Origin of the sequence: Paenibacillus sp. FSL R10-2778 (genome assembly GCF_038593035.1) — a bacterium.
GTDB classification, from domain to species: domain Bacteria; phylum Bacillota; class Bacilli; order Paenibacillales; family Paenibacillaceae; genus Paenibacillus_AQ; species Paenibacillus_AQ odorifer.
In genome coordinates this window covers 2,177,784-2,199,895 of the sequence record NZ_CP151956.1, presented here as the reverse complement: position 1 = coordinate 2,199,895, position 22,112 = coordinate 2,177,784, and the positions used below count along the sequence as shown (strand labels likewise).

At 44.7% G+C, this 22,112-nt stretch carries 20 protein-coding genes and 1 riboswitch; of the genes, 4 read left to right on the top strand and 16 right to left on the bottom strand.

The features are described 5' to 3' along the window. Positions 1-85: 85 nt before the first annotated feature. Entirely contained in the window at positions 86-1,645 is a 1,560-nt protein-coding gene (locus NST40_RS09535) for a fumarate hydratase (protein ID WP_076125145.1), read from the bottom strand. 102 nt (positions 1,646-1,747) lie between these two features. Here NST40_RS09535 and yfbR point away from each other — a divergent pair, with 102 nt between their 5' ends. Next, positions 1,748-2,353: a 5'-deoxynucleotidase gene (gene yfbR, locus NST40_RS09530; RefSeq protein WP_139330047.1), complete on the top strand. Its 606-nt coding sequence runs from the start codon at positions 1,748-1,750 to the stop codon at positions 2,351-2,353. Between the two features lie 78 nt (positions 2,354-2,431). On the opposite strand, the gene thiH is transcribed toward yfbR, so the two are convergent. The 6 genes from thiH to NST40_RS09500 form a co-directional block, all read right to left on the bottom strand. Next, positions 2,432-3,547, bottom strand: coding sequence for a 2-iminoacetate synthase ThiH (gene thiH / locus NST40_RS09525; protein WP_076309831.1), 1,116 nt, complete (start codon positions 3,545-3,547; stop codon positions 2,432-2,434). A gap of 33 nt (positions 3,548-3,580) precedes the next feature. Next, on the bottom strand, positions 3,581-4,348 hold the full coding sequence (locus tag NST40_RS09520) for a thiazole synthase (RefSeq protein WP_038569684.1): 768 nt from the start codon (positions 4,346-4,348) through the stop codon (positions 3,581-3,583). A gap of 55 nt (positions 4,349-4,403) precedes the next feature. After that, positions 4,404-4,607, bottom strand: a complete 204-nt coding sequence (gene thiS / locus NST40_RS09515) for a sulfur carrier protein ThiS (protein WP_038569682.1) — start codon at positions 4,605-4,607, stop codon at positions 4,404-4,406. Positions 4,608-4,645: 38 nt separating this feature from the next. Beyond that, positions 4,646-5,251 carry a thiamine phosphate synthase gene (locus NST40_RS09510; protein ID WP_081392472.1) on the bottom strand — a complete coding sequence of 202 codons (606 nt, stop codon included), beginning with the start codon at positions 5,249-5,251 and terminating at the stop codon, positions 4,646-4,648. A 112-nt stretch (positions 5,252-5,363) separates the two neighbouring features. After that, a riboswitch (TPP riboswitch) is annotated at positions 5,364-5,465 on the bottom strand. An 86-nt stretch (positions 5,466-5,551) separates the two neighbouring features. Further along, a complete protein-coding gene (locus tag NST40_RS09505) occupies positions 5,552-6,424 on the bottom strand; it encodes an SDR family oxidoreductase (protein WP_038569678.1) in 873 nt (290 codons plus the stop codon). 237 nt (positions 6,425-6,661) lie between these two features. Continuing rightward, on the bottom strand, positions 6,662-8,773 hold the full coding sequence (locus NST40_RS09500; protein WP_342410620.1) for a GDSL-type esterase/lipase family protein: 2,112 nt from the start codon (positions 8,771-8,773) through the stop codon (positions 6,662-6,664). Between the two features lie 194 nt (positions 8,774-8,967). On the opposite strand from NST40_RS09500, the gene NST40_RS09495 reads away from it, so the two are divergent. Next, complete coding sequence (locus tag NST40_RS09495) at positions 8,968-9,909, top strand: AraC family transcriptional regulator (protein ID WP_076276415.1); 942 nt, start codon at positions 8,968-8,970, stop codon at positions 9,907-9,909. 286 nt (positions 9,910-10,195) lie between these two features. On the opposite strand, the gene NST40_RS09490 is transcribed toward NST40_RS09495, so the two are convergent. The 5 genes from NST40_RS09490 to citZ form a co-directional block, all read right to left on the bottom strand. Beyond that, positions 10,196-11,335 (bottom strand): S-layer homology domain-containing protein, encoded by a 1,140-nt coding sequence (locus NST40_RS09490; protein WP_342410619.1) that lies wholly within the window; start codon positions 11,333-11,335, stop codon positions 10,196-10,198. A 186-nt stretch (positions 11,336-11,521) separates the two neighbouring features. Continuing rightward, positions 11,522-11,950, bottom strand: coding sequence for a hypothetical protein (locus tag NST40_RS09485; RefSeq protein WP_036678923.1), 429 nt, complete (start codon positions 11,948-11,950; stop codon positions 11,522-11,524). Positions 11,951-12,077: 127 nt separating this feature from the next. Further along, positions 12,078-13,019 carry a malate dehydrogenase gene (gene mdh / locus NST40_RS09480; protein ID WP_076276417.1) on the bottom strand — a complete coding sequence of 314 codons (942 nt, stop codon included), beginning with the start codon at positions 13,017-13,019 and terminating at the stop codon, positions 12,078-12,080. An 80-nt stretch (positions 13,020-13,099) separates the two neighbouring features. Beyond that, positions 13,100-14,395 (bottom strand): NADP-dependent isocitrate dehydrogenase, encoded by a 1,296-nt coding sequence (gene icd / locus NST40_RS09475; protein WP_036678918.1) that lies wholly within the window; start codon positions 14,393-14,395, stop codon positions 13,100-13,102. 147 nt (positions 14,396-14,542) lie between these two features. After that, positions 14,543-15,655, bottom strand: a complete 1,113-nt coding sequence (gene citZ, locus NST40_RS09470) for a citrate synthase (RefSeq protein WP_036678915.1) — start codon at positions 15,653-15,655, stop codon at positions 14,543-14,545. Positions 15,656-16,052: 397 nt separating this feature from the next. Between citZ and ytvI the strand changes: the two genes are divergently transcribed. Continuing rightward, positions 16,053-17,168, top strand: a complete 1,116-nt coding sequence (gene ytvI / locus NST40_RS09465; protein WP_076124908.1) for a sporulation integral membrane protein YtvI — start codon at positions 16,053-16,055, stop codon at positions 17,166-17,168. 88 nt (positions 17,169-17,256) lie between these two features. Here ytvI and NST40_RS09460 read toward each other — a convergent pair whose 3' ends face one another. Genes NST40_RS09460 through NST40_RS09450 form a run of 3 tightly spaced genes read right to left on the bottom strand, consistent with a single transcriptional unit; the run spans position 17,257 to position 19,403 of the window. Continuing rightward, entirely contained in the window at positions 17,257-17,655 is a 399-nt protein-coding gene (locus NST40_RS09460; RefSeq protein ID WP_076124906.1) for an FxsA family protein, read from the bottom strand. Continuing rightward, entirely contained in the window at positions 17,652-18,179 is a 528-nt protein-coding gene (locus NST40_RS09455) for a thioesterase family protein (protein ID WP_038569667.1), read from the bottom strand. Before NST40_RS09455 ends, NST40_RS09460 begins: the two co-directional genes overlap by 4 nt. A gap of 39 nt (positions 18,180-18,218) precedes the next feature. Beyond that, positions 18,219-19,403 carry an MFS transporter gene (locus tag NST40_RS09450; protein ID WP_036678905.1) on the bottom strand — a complete coding sequence of 395 codons (1,185 nt, stop codon included), beginning with the start codon at positions 19,401-19,403 and terminating at the stop codon, positions 18,219-18,221. A gap of 127 nt (positions 19,404-19,530) precedes the next feature. Between NST40_RS09450 and NST40_RS09445 the strand changes: the two genes are divergently transcribed. Further along, positions 19,531-20,232 (top strand): G1 family glutamic endopeptidase, encoded by a 702-nt coding sequence (locus NST40_RS09445; RefSeq protein ID WP_076124905.1) that lies wholly within the window; start codon positions 19,531-19,533, stop codon positions 20,230-20,232. 186 nt (positions 20,233-20,418) lie between these two features. Here NST40_RS09445 and pyk read toward each other — a convergent pair whose 3' ends face one another. Further along, the gene (gene pyk, locus NST40_RS09440; protein WP_038569666.1) at positions 20,419-21,837 is read right to left on the bottom strand and encodes a pyruvate kinase; all 1,419 of its coding nucleotides are present in this window, start codon (positions 21,835-21,837) and stop codon (positions 20,419-20,421) included. Between the last annotated feature and the right edge of the window lie 275 nt (positions 21,838-22,112).

Here is a 22,112-nt window from a genome sequence, read left to right as displayed (position 1 = left end):
ATCCTTATAATTTGATTAAAACCCATGGAAAAGCCATTCAGAGAATCTGCCCTCCTCATGACTTATCCACCGGTTGTAACCCCATTTATTTAAACACTGGCTCCTTGAATTGAGTCAATTTAGCTGCAGAATCTTTTTCCACATCCGCATGCAGACTGTTGCCGTGAGCATCCATCGTCACAATCGCTGCAAAACCCTCCACATCGAGATGCCACATCGCCTCAGGAATACCAAATTCCATAAAATCAACAGCGTTGACCTTCTTAATGCACTCTGCATAATACTGGGCGGCTCCACCAATCGCATTGAGGTATACCCCGCCGTGCTCCTGTAACGCTTTTAACGTTTTTGGACCCATACCACCTTTTCCGATGACTGCACGGATTCCAAATTTTTTGATAATATCGCCTTGATAAGGCTCTTCACGAATGCTCGTAGTTGGGCCCGCAGCTTTTACATGCCAGCCTTCCTCATCTTTCATCATCACAGGACCACAATGATAAATCACAGCCCCTTCCAGATCTACCGGAGACTCATGATCCATTAAATATTTGTGCAAAGCATCACGGCCTGTATGCATTTCACCGGATAAAATAACCACGTCTCCAACACGCAGACTACGGATATCCTCTTCACTTATCGGCGTTGTAAGACGTACTTCCCGCGATTCAGAGGCTGGGCTGTTAGCTCCCTCAGCAATTACTGCTTCAGATTCATGTGCCCCTTCATCATCTACAGATATCCCTGTACCACTCTCATACAACCAATCCTCTATATTGCCTGTGGATGGATCAACCAGCACCCCTTGGCGGCGGAAGGCCCAACAGTTATAAGCAACGGATACGAAAAAGCTAGCTGGCAGACGATTCATTACGCCAACCTTACAGCCCAGCAGCGATACTTCACCACCAAAGCCCATCGTGCCAATTCCAAGCTTGTTAGCATTTTCCATAATATAGTCTTCCAGCTTACTAAGGTCTTCTATTGGATTAACATCCTCCACTTTGCGGAACAGCTGCTTCTTAGCCAGCTCGTAGCCAGTCGTACGGTCACCGCCGATACCCACGCCAATAAAACCGGCACTGCAGCCTTGTCCCTGCGCCTGATATACCGCGTGTAAAATACATTTACGGATTCCGTCCAGATCCCGGCCCGCTTTCCCGAGTCCTTCTAATTCTGCCGGGAGACTGTATTGAATATTTTTATTCTCGCAGCCTCCACCCTTCAGAATAAGTCTAACGTCTATTTTATCCTCTTCCCATTGTTCGAAATGAATGACTGGTGTGCCTGCACCCAAGTTATCTCCGCTATTCTCACCTGTTAATGAATCTACAGAATTGGGACGAAGTTTACCATTCTTGGTCGCTCGTACAATGGCATTATGAATATCTTTTTTCATCTCAATCTGATTGATTCCCACAGGGGTGTGAATGATAAATGTAGGCATTCCCGTATCCTGACAGATCGGAGACACTTGCTGCTCAGCCATTCCGATATTTTGCGCAATCGTGGTTAAAGCAAGACCGGACCGGGTAGCCCTGTCTTCCAGCGCGCGACCTTTTGCAACTGCCCGGCGTACATCTCCCGGCAAATTCGTGGAAGTTTCTACGATAAGGTTATAAATACTGTCTTCAAAATGCTGCATCTTCATTCAAGCTCCTCTCGGCAGTTCCAGGTTATCTAAAGTTTGATACAATTAGTATAATAATATCATACCTAGCACCGCATGAAAGGGGTTACTTTAAAATTGAGCTACCATTTTTCTGCCTATCTATATCGTCTTCAGTATATTCAGCGCTGGAGCTTGATGCGCAGCACCGCACCGGAGAACGTCGCTGAGCATTCTTTTCATGTTGCATTGCTCACACATATGCTCTGTTCCATCGGTAATGTTCATTTTGGACGTTCACTAAACGCAGAACGAGCAGCAACCCTAGCTCTGTTCCATGATGCCAGCGAAGTGTTCACAGGTGACATCGCCACGCCGGTAAAATACAACAATCCTCGCTTGCTCACCAGCTTCCGGGAAATGGAGAAAGTTGCGGCTGATCGCTTAACTGGAATGATTCCATCAGAGCTGAAAAGCATCTACACTCAGCTTATACGACCGGAAGACAGCCCTCCCGATTCGGAAGACATTCTGCTGCACAGCTATGTGAAAGCCGCTGATCGGCTGGATGCTTATTTGAAATGCGTATGGGAAGTTGCTGCAGGAAACCGAGAATTTGCCGCCGCGAAGGAGCAGACAGCAGCAAAACTTCGTGGGCTTGACCTGCAGGAAGTGGATTATTTTCTGACTCATATGGCACCGAGTTTCGAAATGTCTCTCGATGAGCTCTCTGCCGGAAACTAAACACCCTCTATACAATAAAAAATGGACCTCCGCATGAATCTCGCAGGGGTCCATTAGTGATTAATAATAATACAAGCGTTACGTTGTTGATTCGGTCAGGATATCCCAGTCTTTAAAAATGGGCTGCAAACCCTTCGTATATAGCATTTTCGTAATCTCCTGCACACTACGGCTATCGGATATTTCGAATTGCGGAGTTCCCCCTGCATTAGTGTGACCGCCCACCTCAGTAGTGACCCCGGCTGACATCTTTGTTATTCCTAGATGAATTAAATGATCGCGTAGAGAGGCAGGCTCTCGTGTAGATAAAGTAATGCCCGAACGGGGTAAAAATAACCGGTATGCCAAAATAATCTGCACTAGCGATCGGTCGGTAACATCACACTCCGGGTTAAATTCCCCTAAGTAAGGCCGAAACCGTGGAGGTGACAGACTGATCTCGCAATCTGGATACCGATCCTGCAAATAGCGGGCATGCATGGCACTTTGGAATGCCTCTTGCCGCCAATCATACATCCCGAGCAACGTACCAATATTCACAGAACGAAAACCTGCCTGACAGCCGCGTTCAGGTGCATCCAGGCGATTCCGGTAGTTTCTTTTAGGCCCTTTAACATGCAGCTTTCTGTAAGTCTCCTGGTGGTACACCTCTTGGTATAGTGTTAATCCATCCACCCCTGCTTGAAGAAGCTCTTTATATTCTGCAGTTGATAGAGGATTTATCTCAATACTGACAGAGGAAAAAAATTCCCTGAGTACATCTACGCAATCCTTAATATATGAGACAGGATTCTCCCGGCGCGATTCACCAGTCAAAATGAGGATATGCCGCAGACCTGTAGCTGCAATCTTCTCAGCCTCCCTGCGAACCTCCTCCAAGGACAGCTTTTTGCGCGGAAAATCATAAATGGAGCTGAAGCTGCAGTAGGTACAATGATTCACACAAAAATCCGCAAGATACATCGGTGTGAACAGCTGCATCGAATAACCAAAATGTGCACGGGTCAGTCGCTGTGCAGCCAACGCCATCTCCTCTAGCAGCGGCGTTGCTGCCGGAGAGAGCAATGCCAGCAAATCATTTTCGTTCAGCTTGTCTTTTCCAAGCGCCCGCCTAACGTCATCCTCCCGGAACTCCTTCCACAGCTGCTCATAAGGATACTGCTCCAAGCGGGCCAGTGTGTCAAAAAAGCTCATGCTAATCCTCCCTCCTTTCGTGACCTATCAAATTCAGTTCAAAAATCCAGTCAACGGTGACGAAGCAAAAGCAACTTCTTCTACAGGACCGAGTCCTGCCAAATAAGCTTTGCGGCCAGCGGATATCGCCTCGCGGAACGCTTCCGCCATGACGAGCGGATTACGTGCCGTTGCAATAGCCGTATTAAGCAGAACAGCAGCGGCCCCCATCTCCATTGCTTCCGCCGCTTCCGAGGGCTTGCCAATCCCGGCGTCTACAATAATCGGCAAATTCACTTCTTCAATAAGAATACGCACAAGCTCCTTGGTGCGCAGGCCGCGATTCGTTCCGATCGGCGCACCAAGCGGCATCACAGCAGCAGCACCGGCATCTCTCAGACGTAAAGCAGCCGAAAGGTCCGGACTCATATAAGGCAGTACTACAAAACCCTCCGCTGCTAAAATCTCTGTAGCTCGTATGGTCTCCAGATTATCTGGAAGCAGGTATTTCTGATCATTGATCACTTCGATCTTGACCCAGTTCCCCAGTCCCGCAGCTCTTGCTAATCTTGCAATACGGACTGCCTCTTCCGCTGTACGCGCTCCTGAGGTATTAGGCAGAAGAGTCATGTGACCGGGAATGTGGTTCATGATATTTTCTGCTCCACCTTGCGGGTCCACTCGGCGAAGCGCTACAGTAATCACCTGAGAACCAGAGCTAGCAATCACTTCGGGGATCAGCGTATTCCGGCTATATTTTCCGGTTCCGATAAATAATCTACTGGTTAATTCGATGCCGCCAATATGTAACGGGTCATGCATGAAATTACCTCCCTTTGGTTCTTATAAATTTCTCAAAATTCTATACCGCTCCATCTCAACCCCCACCAACAAAGTGCACCAGTTCCAAACGATCATCCTCGCTCAGAGCAGTACTTTCATAATTCTCCTTACTGACAATTTCTCCATTCAGCTCAATGATCATCAGACGACCCGACCACTCAGGAAGACTGATCAAATCAGCTATAGTTTGAATACCACCAGAACACTCTGCGGATTTCCCGTTAATCAACAGCTTCATTCTGAATCACCCCCTTCGCCCATGCTGTTACCTTCAGGCTATGAATGAACCGCCTTATGAATAGCTTTGGCGGCCTCATAAGGATCATCCGCTCCACAAATACCGGACATCACAGCAACTCCTGCCGCACCTTTCCTGATGATCTGCGCCGCATTAGCGGGGCTAATTCCGCCAATCGCAATTACAGGAATAGAGCTGGTCTTCACCGTTTCTGCAAGCAGCTCTAACCCACGTGCGGGCAGCCCTAACTTGCTATCCGAGGGAAATACATGACCAAACAAGCAATAATCAGCTCCCTGCTCTGAGGCATTCGCCGCTTCTTCCGGAGAATGAACCGATCTCCCCAGCCGAAGCTGAGGTGCAATTCGCCGGGCTGTAACCGGACTCAGACTGTGCCAAGCCAACTGAACCCCCGCGGCACCAGCTGCCAAGGCTACATCGATCCGGTCGTTGATTATCAGTTTGGTAGCGGGCATACCGGCAGCCAACAGCTGCTGTGCCGCAGCGAGCAGTTCGCATGCAGGACATTGCTTATCTCTCAGGTGAATATAATCGACCCATGTCTGCACCGTGACAGCTAGTTCAACAAAATGTCTCAGCTGTAGCTTGCCGTCTGATATTAGATGGATCTCAGCTTGCAACATCACGATCTCCTCTCTCACTTCCCTGTAGGTCAGTAAAAAACAAAAAAACTGCCCCCGTAAGGAAGGCAGTCAGAATCTGTATATAGACGGCACTACAAATAGCCCGATAACAGAAATTCGTTCTCCACTTCCCTACGCTGGTCTTAACCAGATCAGGTTCAAAGGGTCCGGAAATCCATTCCGTCTCAGCCAATCGGCACCCCTAGTGACATAAATATACAATTTTAAAATGCTAACGTGGTTATAGTAACATATTTTTTTATTGAAATACACCCATTTATTCACATTAGCTGTTCTAATCTAACCGTTTACTACCTCGCCACCATTTACATGAATAACCTGTCCAGTCACATAACTGGAATCGTCAGAGGCCAGATATACATAGGCTGGTGCCAGCTCTTCTGGTTGTCCAGGCCGTTTCATAGGCTGTGTACCTCCAAACTCGCTAACCTGTTTTGCATCAAAGGTAGAGGGAATCAGCGGTGTCCAGATTGGACCTGGTGCAACACCGTTTACCCGTATGCCCTTCTCTGCCAGATTCGTGGACAAGGATCGTGTGAAGCTAAGAATAGCTCCTTTAGTTGATGAATAGTCCAGCAGCTGCGGGCTTCCGCGATAAGCGGTAATTGAAGTTGTATTTATAATTGTAGATCCTGCTTTTAAATGAGGCATAGCTGCTTTTGTTAAATAGAACATCGCAAATATATTCGTACGGAAAGTACGCTCAAGCTGCTCGGAAGTAATATCCTCGATCTTAGCTTGCGGATGTTGCTCTGCCGCGTTATTGATGAGAATATCAAGCTTTCCTAAGCCCTCCACCGTCTGTTTAATAAGATCCTTACAGAATTTCTCGTCACCGATATCACCTGGAATTAGGATACATTTGCGGCCTTCCTGCTCGACCTGACGTTTAGTTTCCTCTGCATCTGAGTGTTCATTAAGATATGAAATGACCACATCAGCGCCTTCTTTAGCAAAAAGCACAGCAACTGCACGCCCAATTCCGCTGTCTCCACCGGTAATTAACGCCGCCTTGTCTTGCAGTTTACCTGCTGCTTTATAATTTGCCGGCTCGTATTTGGGCAGCGGCGTCATTTCACTCTCAATCCCTGGCTGATGATGCTGCTCCTGTGGGGGTAAGGTTTTTGTAGCTTGTTTATTGTTGCCTGACATCTTCCCTATCTCCTCTCGTTAAGCAAATTGATAGTTAACTGATCGTCTTAGGATGGCACAACTATGCACGTTTATACGCTGGGTTTGTCATTTTCTTAAATCGCTTTACGAATCTTACTTACCACAATGAAAGTAGAAATAAACAACCGCGAGAGATACACTGCTGTAAGTGGAGAGGAATTCACTGCATACAAATAGACACAGCATCGCTGCTGTGCCTTGAATTGTTCACCCTGACTATTTTAGAGAAGAAACATGATTTTCTGCATTCACTTCATGTTCCAGCACCCACATAAAGTAAAGAGCTTTGGCCGCTTTCTCCCGGGTCACTATTGCTTTAGGTTCTAGTTCTGTCCCATTGACCATTTCGCCTCTGGTAATCCCCACTTCAGATCTAATGAGTCCTAATTCATATGCACTTTTCACTTTTGAAATTAAATAAGGAGAAATGTCCCCTGTATCAACAAGCTGCGTCCAGGATACAAGAGGATAGTACATCGCACCTCTAGCTCCTGGCTCCAGATTCGAATCATAGCCAGGAGCTCCTGGCACTACTGCTGTGCCGTTATAATCAGTCATGTACTTAGGTTTATTAGCAAACTTTATTTGGTAAACGTCATAGAGTATAGCACCCATCGTTTCACGTGACAGCTTACCTTTCGGATAATAGGCAAGATCTGATCTTTCCACTTTCATTAACTTAGAAATACTGCGTGTGAATTCAGCAACTGTCATCTCCGTATCCGGATTAAAATTCCCTTGACGGTCTTTGCCCATTACTCCCAGCTGGATTAATTTCTCAATTTGATTACGGTAATATGCAGCTTCCCCGGTCGTCGTATCATTCGTTATTTCCGGAAAAATCTTACCCCAGTTCCCTGTTAGTGCCGCATGCTTAACGTTCCCTTTAAGGTAAGGAGTAATGGAGGCAGCAGTAGAATCGCCAGTAGCACCTTTCTCTACAAGCTCCGTAACAATCATCCGCGAAAATTGTTTGGAGAGCGCTTCTTTAAAATGAGTCCCATCGACTTTCTTTGAAGGATGCCCGTTAGCGTAACTTCCGTCATTTGTTTTGCCTGGCGTTTCTCCGGCTTCAATAGACATGAAGAGGGCTGTTATTGCTTCTACACCGATCTCGTTATAATATTTCAGACTTTCCGAGTTAAGGTCAATAAGTGTAACTCCAGATTCATCTGCGACCCGTTTAAGAATATCTACAAACTTTCTTGATTTAAAAGAATTTTCATAGATATATCCCGGACTTGCATTCCCTTTAATTCTGGACATTGGGGTTACCAGTACTGGTATCATGCCCCGGGCTTGAATCGCAGGGAGATAAACTTCTTTAAGATAATTTTCATACATTGCTTCTGTCGAACCTCTGCCGTAACGTCTGAACTCATCTGCGCTCTCATCATTGTGTCCGAATTGAATAAACACATAATCTCCAATGCTGCCATTCAGTAAAATGTCGTTCAGTCGTCCTTCTGTATAGGCATTTTTAAACGAGCGTCCTCCCATGGAATAGTTAGTTACACTCAATTTATGTTGATTAAACATACTGCCAATAATCTGGCCCCAACCACTCATTGGTGCTTCGTCGAAGGTGTAGGACTTGACCGTGGAATCTCCAAGTATAAATAAATTCGGAAGAGCACCAACTGCTCTATGCTGTGGCAAAATCGGTTCCAGTATGATCTCCTCAATCCCCACAGCTGTGTTCACTTTGTTCGGTTCGATCTCAATATCTATATGATCACGGCCGTTTACATACGTATAAGTCCACTCTTTCCCTTTGGCTACAGCCGTATGCTTGACAGGTACAAGCTTTGCAGCGTCCCAATGTCCACTTTTCAACAAGCGGCTGGTCTGCATTCCTGATACTGACACGATCCCATCCTCTGCGTCAGAAGTCGTTTTTACATATACGTTGTAGGTTCCAGGGGGAGCATCCATTCGAAACGCCATTCCGTAGTTGTTATAATTATCTTTCTCAGATTTAGGTTCAGCAAAAAAAATAGGTTCTGTGATGAAAAAACCTGTTCCATCGGATGTAATTGAGTCGGTGTGCACTTCTCTGGCGGGTAAAGCGTTGGTCTCTTGAACAAAACCATAACCTAAAGATGAGTCATACAATTGTGCACCGCGATTAGGATCATACCTAACGGATTGATATCCTGTTTTAACTTGGTTTGTAAAATTAAACTTGTATACGCTTGCAATTTGGGTTGGAGGTTGCCTCTCTGCCTCATCTTTTAATAGGGATGCCTCTGTTTTACCGTGAGTAAGAGTCAATGAAGCCATAAGTAAAGAAGATAAGATTAGTATATTCCTACACAGCTTTCTCACTTCATTACACTTCCTTCCGTTTCTCGAAATACTTCCCTAGGTCCCTCCATTATCCCTGTTCTCTGAAGTGATTCAAATGATGATTTCATTCTTTTTTTTGACCTTTTGTAACGAAAACCATGGAATGATCAACGGCTCACACTGCAAAATGGTCATATGTATAGGTATCCTTGATATAATTAAGAACATCCCTATTGATCCTAAGGAGGAGAACTCCTATCGCTTACAAAGTCAGCTTTCCGAACATTATAAGTACACTGCAGCTGATCGGTGTTCATTATCGTGTAGCAGAACCTGGGTGGGCATACCCTGATCATCATCACAAAATCTTCGAACTATTGTATTGCTACGACGGCAACTCCCATCAATATGTAGAAGGAAGTTCCATTGCCTTTGGTAAAGGAGATTGGTTAATTATTCCGCCTGGCTTACGTCATTATGTAGTTAATTCTGGCCTAAGCAACTATATCTACTTCTCCTTTCATTTCGATATTGACGATTTAAAGTTTCGTGATTGGTTTCAGTCTCAAGCTGTACAGAAATGGAATAACCAGCAAATGCAGCATTCGGGATTAAATCACCAACTGGAACATTTGGATGAATTTATTAAGAACAATATTCTCGCCACGACGGCCTCCACTGGATTTCCCGAGGAAATTGAAGAAATGATTCTTGTAAAAGAAAGGCTTCGTTTGCAAGCGATCATCCTGATGATTTTGACTGAACTCATTGATGTACAGCTCTCGAATTCGGAGAATTCCAACACAGCGCGACAAGCAAACTCTTTGTACGAGGTGGAAACTGCTCATCAGATCGAAAAATATATTGCAGCCAATATTCATTTGCCGGAGCTCACGGTTAATTTGATTGCTGAGCAGCTTTGCTTAAGTCGGGTGCAGTGCCATAAGTTGTTTACAAAGATATATAAGATATCTCCTAGGCAGTACATAACTAACCTAAGATTAAAGAAGTCAAAACATTTGCTGCTTCATACCGATTTAAAAATACAGAGGATTTCTGAACAACTCGGGTTTGCTTCCCAGAGCCACTTCAGCCGACAATTCAAACGATGGACGGGTGTTTCTCCGTTAAATTACCGGCCGAAATCTTATACGAATCCTATCAGGAAAGACTAATTTGGTCATAAAAAACTGCACTCCAATTGTAAGTTCTTGTCTAACAATTGGGGTGCAGTTCAGATAGTTTATTAGTTTGGAATTAATTTCACTTCAGTTGAAGCAGCTTCGCCTTAAGTTCTATAATCTTATTCACCAGTTCTCCAGAAAGCACTTTCTATTGATCTTCGGTTAGTTTCATATACCAATCACACGCTCAGTTTACTGCAGGTTCATTATCCAAAGTTAACTGCCCCACTGTCGAAAGCTTATTTATTTTGAAAGCGAATGTATCTACCTCTGTTGATCAGTTAAAATGGCTTGTCCCTGATAGTAACCCAACACCTTCTACGAGATCGGGCTTTTTCTCAAAAGAGGAGCCTTTACCTCCTTGGTTCACTGTTGCAGCTAAGATTTGACCTTGCCCAGTTACCTTTGTGACTGCATCCAAAATAAGTTTAGCCACAGAAGTCCCTTGTCCCAGTTGAATGAATGCGCCAGATTGTACGGTTACTGTTTTAATTTGAGTTGTTCCTTCAGCTACAAGACTTACTTTTCCGCCTTTTTTCTGAACAACAACTTCCCCCAAAATAGAATCTTTAAAATGAATTGAATTAGCGCCGCCACCCTTAACGATAACTTTTCCTTTTACAGTTACGTTTTCTAAGGAAACATCACCTTCACCAACGCCTTCATTTATACGCAAATCTCCGAGTACAAGGAAATTCTTAAGCGTAACCCCATATGTATTCACTGTAACGCCTTCATCAAAAGCCGGTGCAGTAGGGTCTTCGCCACCAAAAACCCCAGCCTCATTGATCTCCATTGCACCACCCAGCTTGGTAGTTAATGGCTCTATTATAGTTACCACCTCAGCACGGGTGATCGCTTGTAGTGGAGCAAAATTACCACTCGGGTAACCTTTCATAATTCCACTATTAATCATTGCCCCTACCTTACTCGCACTCCATGCTGCTATCTGATCGCGATCTTTGAACTTATTGAGTGCCGAGAGATCTGAAGCATCTTCTAATTTTAGAAGATCACTGATAATTACAGCAGCCTCCTGGCGGGTAAGCGGATCATTTGGGCGAACTTTATCTCCATATCCTTTTATGTAACCTGCTGAGGCAGCCTTGGCAAACTCTTCATAAATCCAACCCGTAGTAGGCACATCAGTAAATCTCACCGGCATACTCCCCCTAATATCGAAAGAGCGATTTATAAGTGTGACAAATTCAGCCCTCGTGATGCCTTGGTCAGGCTTTACTGATCCGTCTGCGAAGCCCTTTAACCATCCCTTATCTAACCAGCTCTCGATCTGCTTCTGCGCCCAGTGGCTCTCATAGTCTTTGACCGAGTTGCCAGTAGCTGCGGATGCCAAGCTTAACAAACTGAATAGCAGACTGAATCCCAGACTTACACTCACAATCTTTCTTAAATACACATCCATTCAAACTCCCCGCAATCTCTCAAATAATAAAATAATTGTAAAATCCATCCAAACACATTTATATTACTCTATCACTACATAATTGAAAATATATAATTAGAGATTTTTTAAATAATTAGGTTTTATTAACATACGAAAAACCCGCTCTCCATTACGGAGGCGGGTATAATTCGCTATAGATTAAACTATATCGTTAAACACCATGAAGAATACCATTAGTAGCAATGACACCGTAAGCAGTGCACTAAGTGTGCGCAATTTGCCAGTCTCTGCGCTAACGTCGCGGTTCTCACGAATTCCAGCTGCTGCAAGACGCAAAGGCTTGCTCATAATACCGCCAAGTGCAAACATCGCTAGCAATAACACAACAACAATAATCATCCACGCTACTGAATAATCACCTTTGGTCATCATATAACCGCCTGTAAGGAGTTGGATCACCAATCCATACTGCGCAAAACGATTAAATCCGGTTACTGCACTTAACGTTCCTTCTTTAGCCCCAGACGACAGTTTCTCTGCACGTCCTAGGATGAAGGGTAGCACAAGGTAGAAGCCAAGTGCCAAGGTTCCGATCATATGTAAGAAAAACAACACGTTCCAATCCATAACATATCTCCTCCGATTTAACTGTGATAATAGTTACATTTAATTATACCCATTATTGCTTGAGAAGAAAAGGAAACCCCCATTTTAAGTGAACAAAATGGGGGTTTCTTCATACCTCTGTCACAATCTATACAGTTAGCACAGCTGTTACGCTACGCACGGATTCAGCAGACTTATCTAAAGCCGCTTTTTCCTCAGCTGTAAGCTCGAGTTCAAAAATTTTCTCAATACCATTGGCACCAAGTAACGCCGGAACACCCATGAACAGGTTATCGTAGCCATATTCTCCTTCGAGCAAAGCGATAACCGGAATGATCCGTTTTTTGTCCTTCAAGATAGCTTCCGCCATCTGAACTAAAGAAGCCGCTGGTGCATAATAAGCACTACCATTTCCTAAGAGGTTAACAATCTCTCCGCCACCTACACGTGTACGTTGCACAATCTCATCAATACGCTCTGCAGATATCAATGTATCAATTGGAATTCCGCCGACACTGGAATACCTTACGAGCGGTACCATATCATCGCCGTGTCCGCCTAATACGAAACCACGTACATCTTCAACAGATACCTTCAGCTCTTGTGCAATAAACGTGTTATAACGGGCTGTATCCAGCACTCCGGATTGTCCAATTACGCGACTCTTCGGAAAACCCAGCGCATTAAATGCCGCATAGGTCATAGCGTCAACTGGATTACTCAGAATGATTACGATGGAATCTGGTGCTACGCGTTTTATGTTCTCGCATACCGACTTCACAATACCTGCATTGGTGTTCACGAGATCATCGCGACTCATTCCAGGTTTACGGGCAATCCCTGCAGTGATGATTACAATATCTGAATCCGCAGCATCTTCATAGCTTGAGGTTCCTATAATTTGACTGTCAAATTTCTGTACAGGACCTGCTTCCAGCATATCTAGTGCCTTCCCCTTGGTTGTGTTCTCCATTTGTGGGATATCAAGCAGCACAACGTCACCAAGCTCCTTTTGAGCAAGCATAAGAGCTGTAGTAGCCCCAGTAAAACCGGCACCTACAACTGTAATTTTATAACGTTTGATTGCCAAGGATTCTCCTCCTAGAACGGTGTCGGTATAGCTTGTATTAGCTAAACTTCAATATATTCAGTTGGTTGAGCCAGCCTATCTTAGAGGTGATTAATAATCTCGTCGGCAAATGCAGAGCATTTCAGTTCAGTTGCGCCTTCCATCAGGCGGGCAAAGTCATAAGTCACGGTTTTGTTATTAATAGCTGTTTCCATACCTTTATAAATCAGATCTGCTGCTTCCTGCCAACCCAGATGCTCCAGCAACATTACGCCGGACAGAATCACGGAACCAGGGTTCACAACATCTTTGTCTGCATATTTAGGTGCGGTGCCATGAGTGGCTTCAAAAATCGCATGTCCAGAAATATAGTTAATGTTCGCTCCAGGAGCGATACCGATACCGCCGATTTGCGCAGCAAGCGCGTCAGACAGGTAATCCCCGTTCAGGTTCAAGGTAGCAATAACATCAAAATCAGTCGGACGAGTCAGAACTTGTTGCAATGCGATATCCGCAATGGCATCCTTGATGATAATTTTGCCCGCAGCTTCAGCATCCTTCTGAGCAGCATTGGCAGCAGCTTCACCTTCACGTTCTTTAATCACATCGTATTGATTCCAAGTGAAGACCTTATCTCCGAACTCTTGCTCAGCAACTTCATAACCCCAGTTTTTGAAGGCACCTTCAGTGAACTTCATGATGTTTCCTTTGTGCACAAGCGTTACGCTCTTGCGTCCGTGTTTGATCGCATATTCAATAGCAGCGCGTACTAAACGTTTCGAACCTTCGGAGGATACTGGTTTGATACCAATACCAGAAGTTTCAGGGAAACGGATTTTGTTAACTCCCATCTCTTTTTGCAGGAATTCGATGACTTTCTTCACTTCAGCAGAACCTTCTTGATATTCAATCCCTGCATAAATATCCTCTGTATTCTCACGGAAAATAACCATATCCACCAGCTCAGGACGTTTAACAGGAGAAGGAACCCCTTCGAAATAACGAACTGGACGCAGACATACGTACAAATCCAACTCTTGACGCAAAGCTACATTCAATGAACGAATACCGCCTCCGATTGGAGTCGTAAGTGGACCTTTAATAGCTACAAAATATTCACGGATTGCCTCCAAAGTATCATTTGGCAGCCATTCGCCATATGTATTGAAGGCTTTTTCGCCAGCAAAAACTTCGTACCAAGCGATTTGCTTTGTGCCGCCATAAGCTTTAGTTACTGCTGCATCAAGTACGCGTTTGGAAGCCTTCCAAATATCACGGCCTGTGCCGTCACCCTCGATAAAAGGAATGATTGGATGATTAGGAACCTGCAGTTTACCATCTTTAATTGTGATTTGTTCGCCTTCTGTTGGCAGATCGAATTTTTCTAGTTTCAACATTTGAGTGTATTCCTCCTAAAGTTTTGTGGGATTTAATTTCTCATGGACAAGCCTCGAACAAAACTCTCTACGTATGAATATGCATTATTGCATATATTCTAGGGTTCATTCTACTAAACTTTAGGAGCAGCCCGCAAGGCTGCCCTTCTATCTTTCGTCTACTGGAACGTATTTCTGTTCAATCATACCTGTGTATTCTGCACGTGGCCGGATAATACGGTTATCTGTATATTGCTCCAGAATATGTGCAGTCCAGCCTGAAGTCCGGCTAATTGCAAAGATAGGAGTGAACAGCTCACGTTCAATACCCAGCTGTGTATAAACTGATGCCGAATAGAAATCAACATTCGGTTTAAGTCCCTTTTGTCCGGTAATCAATTCCTCGATATTTACGGACATATCATACAGCGTAGTATCATTTTTCATTGTGCCAAGTTCAAGTGACATTTTCATCAGGTGTTTAGCACGTGGATCACCATTTTTGTATACTCTATGGCCGAAGCCCATGATCTTCTCGCGGTTATCCAGCTTCTTACGAATATAAGGTTCAACCGCTTCCAAACTTCCGATCTCTTCAAGCATCTTCATAACGGCTTCATTCGCCCCACCGTGAAGTGGACCCTTTAGTGCGCCGATAGCGGAGGTCACGCCGGAATAAATATCGGACAAGGTTGCAACCGTAACTCTGCCTGCAAAAGTTGAAGCATTCAGCTCATGGTCCGCATGAAGCACAAGTGCGGTATCAAGCGCTTTAACAGATACACTGTCAGGCTCTTTTCCCCATAACATATACAGGAAGTTCTCGGCAATCGAGACGCCTTCTTTAGGAGCCACAGGTTCCAGACCTTTGCGAATACGCGATAGGGCCGCCACAACCGTCGGGAGCTGTGCCTGTAGTTTTACTGCTTTAATCTCGTTAGCTTCTCTACTCATATCGTCAGCCGCTTCATCATAGAGAGCAAGGCTTGATACAGCAGTCCGCAATGCTGCCATGGTGTTGGTGTCTTTTGGATAGAGCTTCATTTGCTCGATGACTGGCTCAGGAATCCGTGCGAAAGCACTGAAATCCCGTTTGAGCGCTTCCAGCTCTGGTGTTGTTGGTAGACTGCCAAACCACAATAAATAAGCTGTTTCTTCGAAGGTAGCATTTTCTGCGAGATCATCAATATCATAACCACGGTAAGTGAGTACCCCATCCACAATAGAGCTAATGGATGAAGTTGTTGCAACGATACCTTCCAAGCCTTTGGTAGCTGTCATAGCATATCTCTCCTTTGCCAACAAGGTATAAAAAGCATTCTCGGTTTCATGTAAACATTTACAATTTAAAGCATTGAAAAATCTAAGGAGTGCAGTTCAAGGACATATCCGGCGAGGATGTTGTCTGACTTTCGTAATCGAATCTTTATTCATCATACTGGATTTTGTCGGTTATGTGAACAATGTGGAAGCTTTGCAGCGCATCAAATGATTTTATCACAGAGATAGAAAAAAACTTCTAAACCCTTGATTCACAGTTGAGATTTTAGTTTATAGCATCCGGTTCAGCCCAATATTTATCCTGTTTCCTAGTCTTTAAATAGGTTCTATGAATATATATGAAGACGAGCTTTTATTCCCCTGCATCCGCAGGAATGAAGGAGGTGTAGATCTTCGTATGGACCGATTAGCATTAAAAAGACTGCTGCGCGGCCTGTGGGTCGTTCTGGCTACCTCTATCCTCCTGCTGGCAATCTATTTATTGCTTCCGCTGTTATACCCCCTCCTGCTCGCTTGGTTGCTCGCTTATATCATGCATCCACTAGTGTTGATTCTTAAAGGCCTTAAGCTCCCAGCGTGGCTGGCGGTGTCGCTCTCGCTGCTATTTTACATAGGCGGAACCGCACTAGTACTGACCGCGATGATTACTAGGCTAGTGAAAGAATTGATCGTGCTGCTGCAGACCTTTAATCTTCATACGGACCAATGGAGAGAGCTTCTGCTGTCCTTGAGCCAGAATGCAAGCATACAGAATATCATTAACCAGATAAATCAGTTCTACCGCGACAATCCTGACTATCACGCCACCATTGACAGCAATATCAGCAGAACAACGGAAACCGTTGGTTACGCAGTTACGCAAGTGGTGACCGGATTTTTTAATGTGATCTTAAAGCTGATCTCCGCTCTACCCAGTATGGGTACAATTCTTATCGTGGTCGTTCTCGCTGCCTTTTTTATTAGTACTAGCTGGGAAAGACATAATGCCAAACTCACAGGCTGGCTGCCAGCCCCATTCTTAAAGCCGGTATCGGGTATCTGGCGGGATCTGCGAAAAGCTCTCTTCGGCTATCTCCGGGCTCAGCTAATCCTGATCTCCATTACAGCGGTCATTGTCGTGATCGGGTTGCTGCTCTTGGGTGTAAAATCTGCTTTCGCTATTGGCTTAATGATTGGTTTTGTGGATCTGTTGCCTTATTTAGGGGTTGGAATCGTAATGATTCCTTGGGCGTTATACTCTTACATGACAGACAATCTGGCACTGGGGATCGGACTTACTATCCTATATGCCGTTATCCTTGTAACCCGCCAAGTGCTTGAGCCGAAAGTGCTCGCCAGCAGCATTGGGCTTGATCCCCTTGCTATGCTGGTCGGTATGTTTGCAGGTTTGCAGCTGTTCGGTATGCTTGGGCTGATCATCGGTCCCGTTATTCTAGTTATTCTTGTAGCCTTTAACCGAGCAGGTGTATTTCACGCATTACACAGCTATATTGTCAGCGGAAGACTAAGATAATAAACAATACCCTACAATTCTTGGAATAGCAAAACAGAGCGGCTCCTATCAATGACAGGGGCCCGCTCTGTTTTTGTTTTGATGATGACTAGCGGCGGTAAAAGGTGAAGGTGCCGTTTTTCATCTTTTTCTCAATCCACTTCAGCAAAAATATACGATACAAAGGCCGAGTCAAAGGAAACACCAAGGAGAAACCTACAATATCCGTTATGAAGCCAGGTAAGATCAGCAGTAAGCCACCGAAAAAAATGCATAGGCCATCCAGCATCGTCCGGCCAGGAACGCGTCCCTCCTGCATATGTGTTCTGCTGTCTTGCAGCACTTTATTCCCTTCGAAACGCATCATCAATAGTCCGATAACCGAGGTCGTCAACATAAGCAGCAGCGTTTTGAATGCTCCAAGTTGATCTGCTACAAAGATAAAGCCGAATAATTCCACGGCAGGAATGATAAATAATGCAGCCCACAACCATTTGCTTCTAATCATACAGAACCCCTTTCTTCCCGCAGCGCTCCTTTAATCGCGTGAAACAGCTCCGGAAGGGCTCTATCCAGCCTGGCAGGCTTCCATTCTCGATTCACCCAAACATGATTTGTCGAGCCGGTAACCAGCAGTTCCCCGGGGAGGTCCATCGAGCGCAATTGTCCCAAAGTAGCCGCTGAACCCTCTAAATTCCTACCTTCTGCTTCCGAGAGCCTCCGCACCTGATACTCAAATGCGACTCTTAACGCCGAAAAGGTAGTCATTCGCGCATACACGGAGATAAGATCATCATATCGCGCCGGACTTTTAAATTGCAAATCGGCTGAGGTAACAGGCAGCAGCACTCCCTGATTCTCAAGCTCACGATAAGTAAAGCCAAGCTGACGTAACAACTCCGTACGGCCAGACTCAAACCAGTTCAAATAATTCGCATGATACACTACGCCCATCTGATCACTTTCCTGGTATCGAACACGCAGGGTAGACTCATACCACCGGCTTCGCAAGCCGTCTTGCTGTAATTCCATTTATAAATACTCCTTTCGGCATAGGCAGCAGGGAGAGCTTTAGGCCCGGGCCCCGTCTGAAGATAGCTTTGTCGTCGATAGTTTGCTTCGGGAGCTTCTGGCGACATAAAATAACAGCATCGCTCCTGCAATTGAACTCAACATACAAGACAGGTTCATCACTTCTACGCCGCCTTGATTGAGCAAGAATCCATTTAATAAATTGCCAACAACACCGGCAAAACCCGAGAACACCATATTAAAAACACTTTGCCCAGTCGCCTGCATCTCGTTAGAGGTGATCTGAGATACATATTCAACGGCAGCAATATAAAAGAACCCGAATGACAGACCATGCAGTACCTGCACTCCAATCATTACGGATGGATAAGGGAAAGCCACCTGAATACCCCACCGCAAGACATAAATAAGTGCGCCAAGGAGCAGCGTCCGCTCGCGCCCCAGCTTTTTGATTACCTTGGAAGCAAACAGCATGGAGGGCACGTTCGTTACAGATGCGAGGAAAAGCGCAATTCCTGCATAACGAGTTGAACCTCCAACCGACTGAAACGCAATGACGAAGTAGGTTCCAAAAGCAGTCATCGTCTGGTTCACAAGAAAACTGCCACCCAAAAACGCTAGGAACACCCGATTCCCCAGCAGCTTTTTAACCCCCTGAGAAAACGATTGCCGCATCATATGATTCTCTTCTGCCTGCTTCGGCAGCGTCAATGCAATAAGAACCGCAATCAGATTAAACATAAGAAAGGGCAACCATATCGTGGATACAGAGAAGGACGATACATACAATCCGCCTAAATAGGCTCCCACAGCCGCTCCAATGCTCATCATAAGCCTTATACTGCCATAAGTAGCCCCAGCCCTCTTCGCCGCTGAAATCGCGTAAGAATCGGCTATAGGCGCCTGTGTCGAGGAAAAGATTGTAGAGAGGGTATACACCAGCAGTAACACTATAAAATATTCCGAACGGTAAAAGACGGCTAATAAAGCCGGTATCGCCACACTTAGGATTAGTACCAAACGCGTCTGATTATACCGATCCGAGACAATTCCCCATATTGGCTGAATCGTGATCGCAATTAGCGTGCCTGTTGCCATTAGTATACCTATCTGCCCGCTATCAAGTCCATTGTGGACAAGCAGCAGCGTTAGATATGAGCCAAATGAACCGCCGGCCAATCCTAAAAACAGATAAAAGCCACGCAGCTTCGATAATTTTTCCATTTTAAGCTACAAATCCTCTCCAGCTTCTTAATCAAGCATTGCACTCTCTTATATTTTAGCAGAACACCCGTACTTCCTATGTAATCACCGCATTTAATATAGCAGTACTATAAAGGCGGTGGACAAGTTGAATGATAAGCAAAATTCTAATCGGGTCAATCATCCATGTCTAAAAGACAAATCTAATTCGAACAAATTTCAAAGCTCCGGCTTCGGCTGGTCTTCAACAAACTGGAGCGGATATACGATCACTGGAAAAAAGGGGGCTTTTAACCGCATTGCCGGTGAATGGATCGTTCCATATGTAAAACCAACCTCTAAACCTTCCTATTCCTCTGCTTGGATTGGTATTGACGGTTTCAAGAACAGCAGCCTGATCCAAACGGGTACAGGCCATGAATTCGTAAATGGCCGTGCCCGGTATTACGCTTGGTGGGAAATCCTTCCTGATGTCGAAACGGTAATTCCCCTTCCAGTGAGCCCTGGAGACCATATAAAAGCGAACATCACGAAGGTAGGCCGCAACAAATGGACGATTACGCTCCGCAATTTGAGCCGAAATTGGATTTTTCGAACATTACAGCGATATACCGGACCACAAACCTCTGGTGAATGGATTATGGAAGCTCCCGAGGTAGACGGCTCGATTGCAAAGCTGGCGCGTGTCTCCCCTACTTGCTTCTATTGCTGTCGAATTAATGGCAAAAGTCCGAGGCTCACTCTCAATATGGGAGGAATCATGGTGCAAAATAACGCTACTATCGCCGTTCCTTCTTGTCCAAACCATCGTGGGGATTCTTTTACTGTCAAACGAACATACCCCAAATAAAAATACTCGAACCTATCATTCAAGATTTGTTACTAACAGCATAAATGGATTTAACATAATCTTCAATCGAATATGTTGATAAACACGAAAAAAAGGGCTGCCTCGCTTGTAGATTTTCACTACAGTTGAGACAACCCTTTAATTAAGCTTTATGGAACCTGCTAAACAGGTGAAGCCAATCGAGAACTACTCGATTGTGCTTACTTTTACCAAGTTAGTGGAACCAGAACGTCCAAGTGGAATTCCTGCAGTAATCACAACTAGGTCACCAGTTTGAACCAGACCGGAATCCTTACCACCTTTGATTGCTGTTTCCAGCAGCTCATCTGTGGAAGATGCAACTTGTCCGAACACTGGCGTTACGCCCCAAACGAGGGACAACTGACGCATAGTTCTTTCTTGTGTTGTAACGGCAATGATTGGTGCTTTAGGACGGTATTTGGAAACAACGCGTGCAGTATGACCTGTTACAGTCGAAGAAATGATAGCCTTAGCGTTCAGATCCAAAGCAGAAATTGCAACGGATTGGCTGATTGCTTCTGTAACTGTAGTTTCTTGTGCAGTTTGTTGTTTCATGAAGATTTCATGGTGGTTCAGAGCGGATTCCGCTTTCTCAGCAATGCGGGACATTGTAAGTACGGATTCTACTGGATATTTACCAGCAGCAGTTTCTCCGGAAAGCATGATTGCATCTGTACCATCTAAAATAGCGTTTGCTACGTCACTTGCTTCAGCGCGAGTAGGACGTGGGTTGCGTTGCATGGAATCCAACATTTGTGTAGCTGTGATTACTGGTTTACCAGCAACGTTACATTTTTGAATCATCAATTTTTGAGCCAAAGGTACATCTTCAGCTGGGATTTCAACACCAAGGTCACCACGAGCAACCATCAGGCCGTCAGAAGCTTCTAAAATTTCATCAAGGTTGTCAACACCTTGTTGGTTTTCGATTTTGGAAATGATTTGGATGTGAGAAGCGTTGTTTTTCTCAAGCAGCTCACGAATTTCCTGAACGTCGCTAGCTTTGCGAACGAAGGAAGCGGCGATAAAATCGATGTCCTGTTCGATACCAAAAAGAATATCGTTGGTGTCTTTTTCCGTAATACCCGGCAAGGAGATGTTTACTCCTGGTACGTTAACGCCTTTCTTGCTCTTAATCGTACCACCGTTTACAATACGGGTCTTGATTTCTGTACCTTGAATGTCGACAACTGTCAAACCAATCAGACCGTCATCAATAAGGATTGTGGATCCTACTTGAACATCGTTAGGAAGTTCGCTGTACGTGATGGAAATACGATCTTGATTACCAAGGATCTCTTCCGTAGTCAGTGTCAGGTACTCGTCCTGAACAAGTTCAATCGGTTCTACTTCCAGCTTGCCTGTGCGAATCTCCGGTCCTTTAGTATCGAGCAGGATAGCAACTGTTTTGTTCAGTTCCTTAGATGCTTGACGGATCGTATTGATCCGAGCACCGTGCTCTTCGAAATCGCCGTGGGAGAAATTCAGACGGGCCACATTCATACCAGCCAAAATCAATTTTTTGATATTCTCCAACGATTCACTCGCAGGTCCGATCGTACATACAATTTTACTTTTCCGCATTAGGTTTTCCTCCGTTTTTTCGTTCTCTCTGTCTCACTTTTTCCAACTACAAAATCTACTACAAGGCTAACTAATAAAATAGGAACTTTGTCACATGTGCCTTTAAGTACGCCCTTATGAATATTACTGCAAACCAGACACAAAATCAATGTTGTAGGCACTTTTGGGTGTAACTTTAAGTCGAATTTTCTGTAAACATAAAAAAAATTAAAATAATCCCGTTAGTGGATCGAGATTATTTTAATTCCAATAAATTGTATATTTTACACTATATC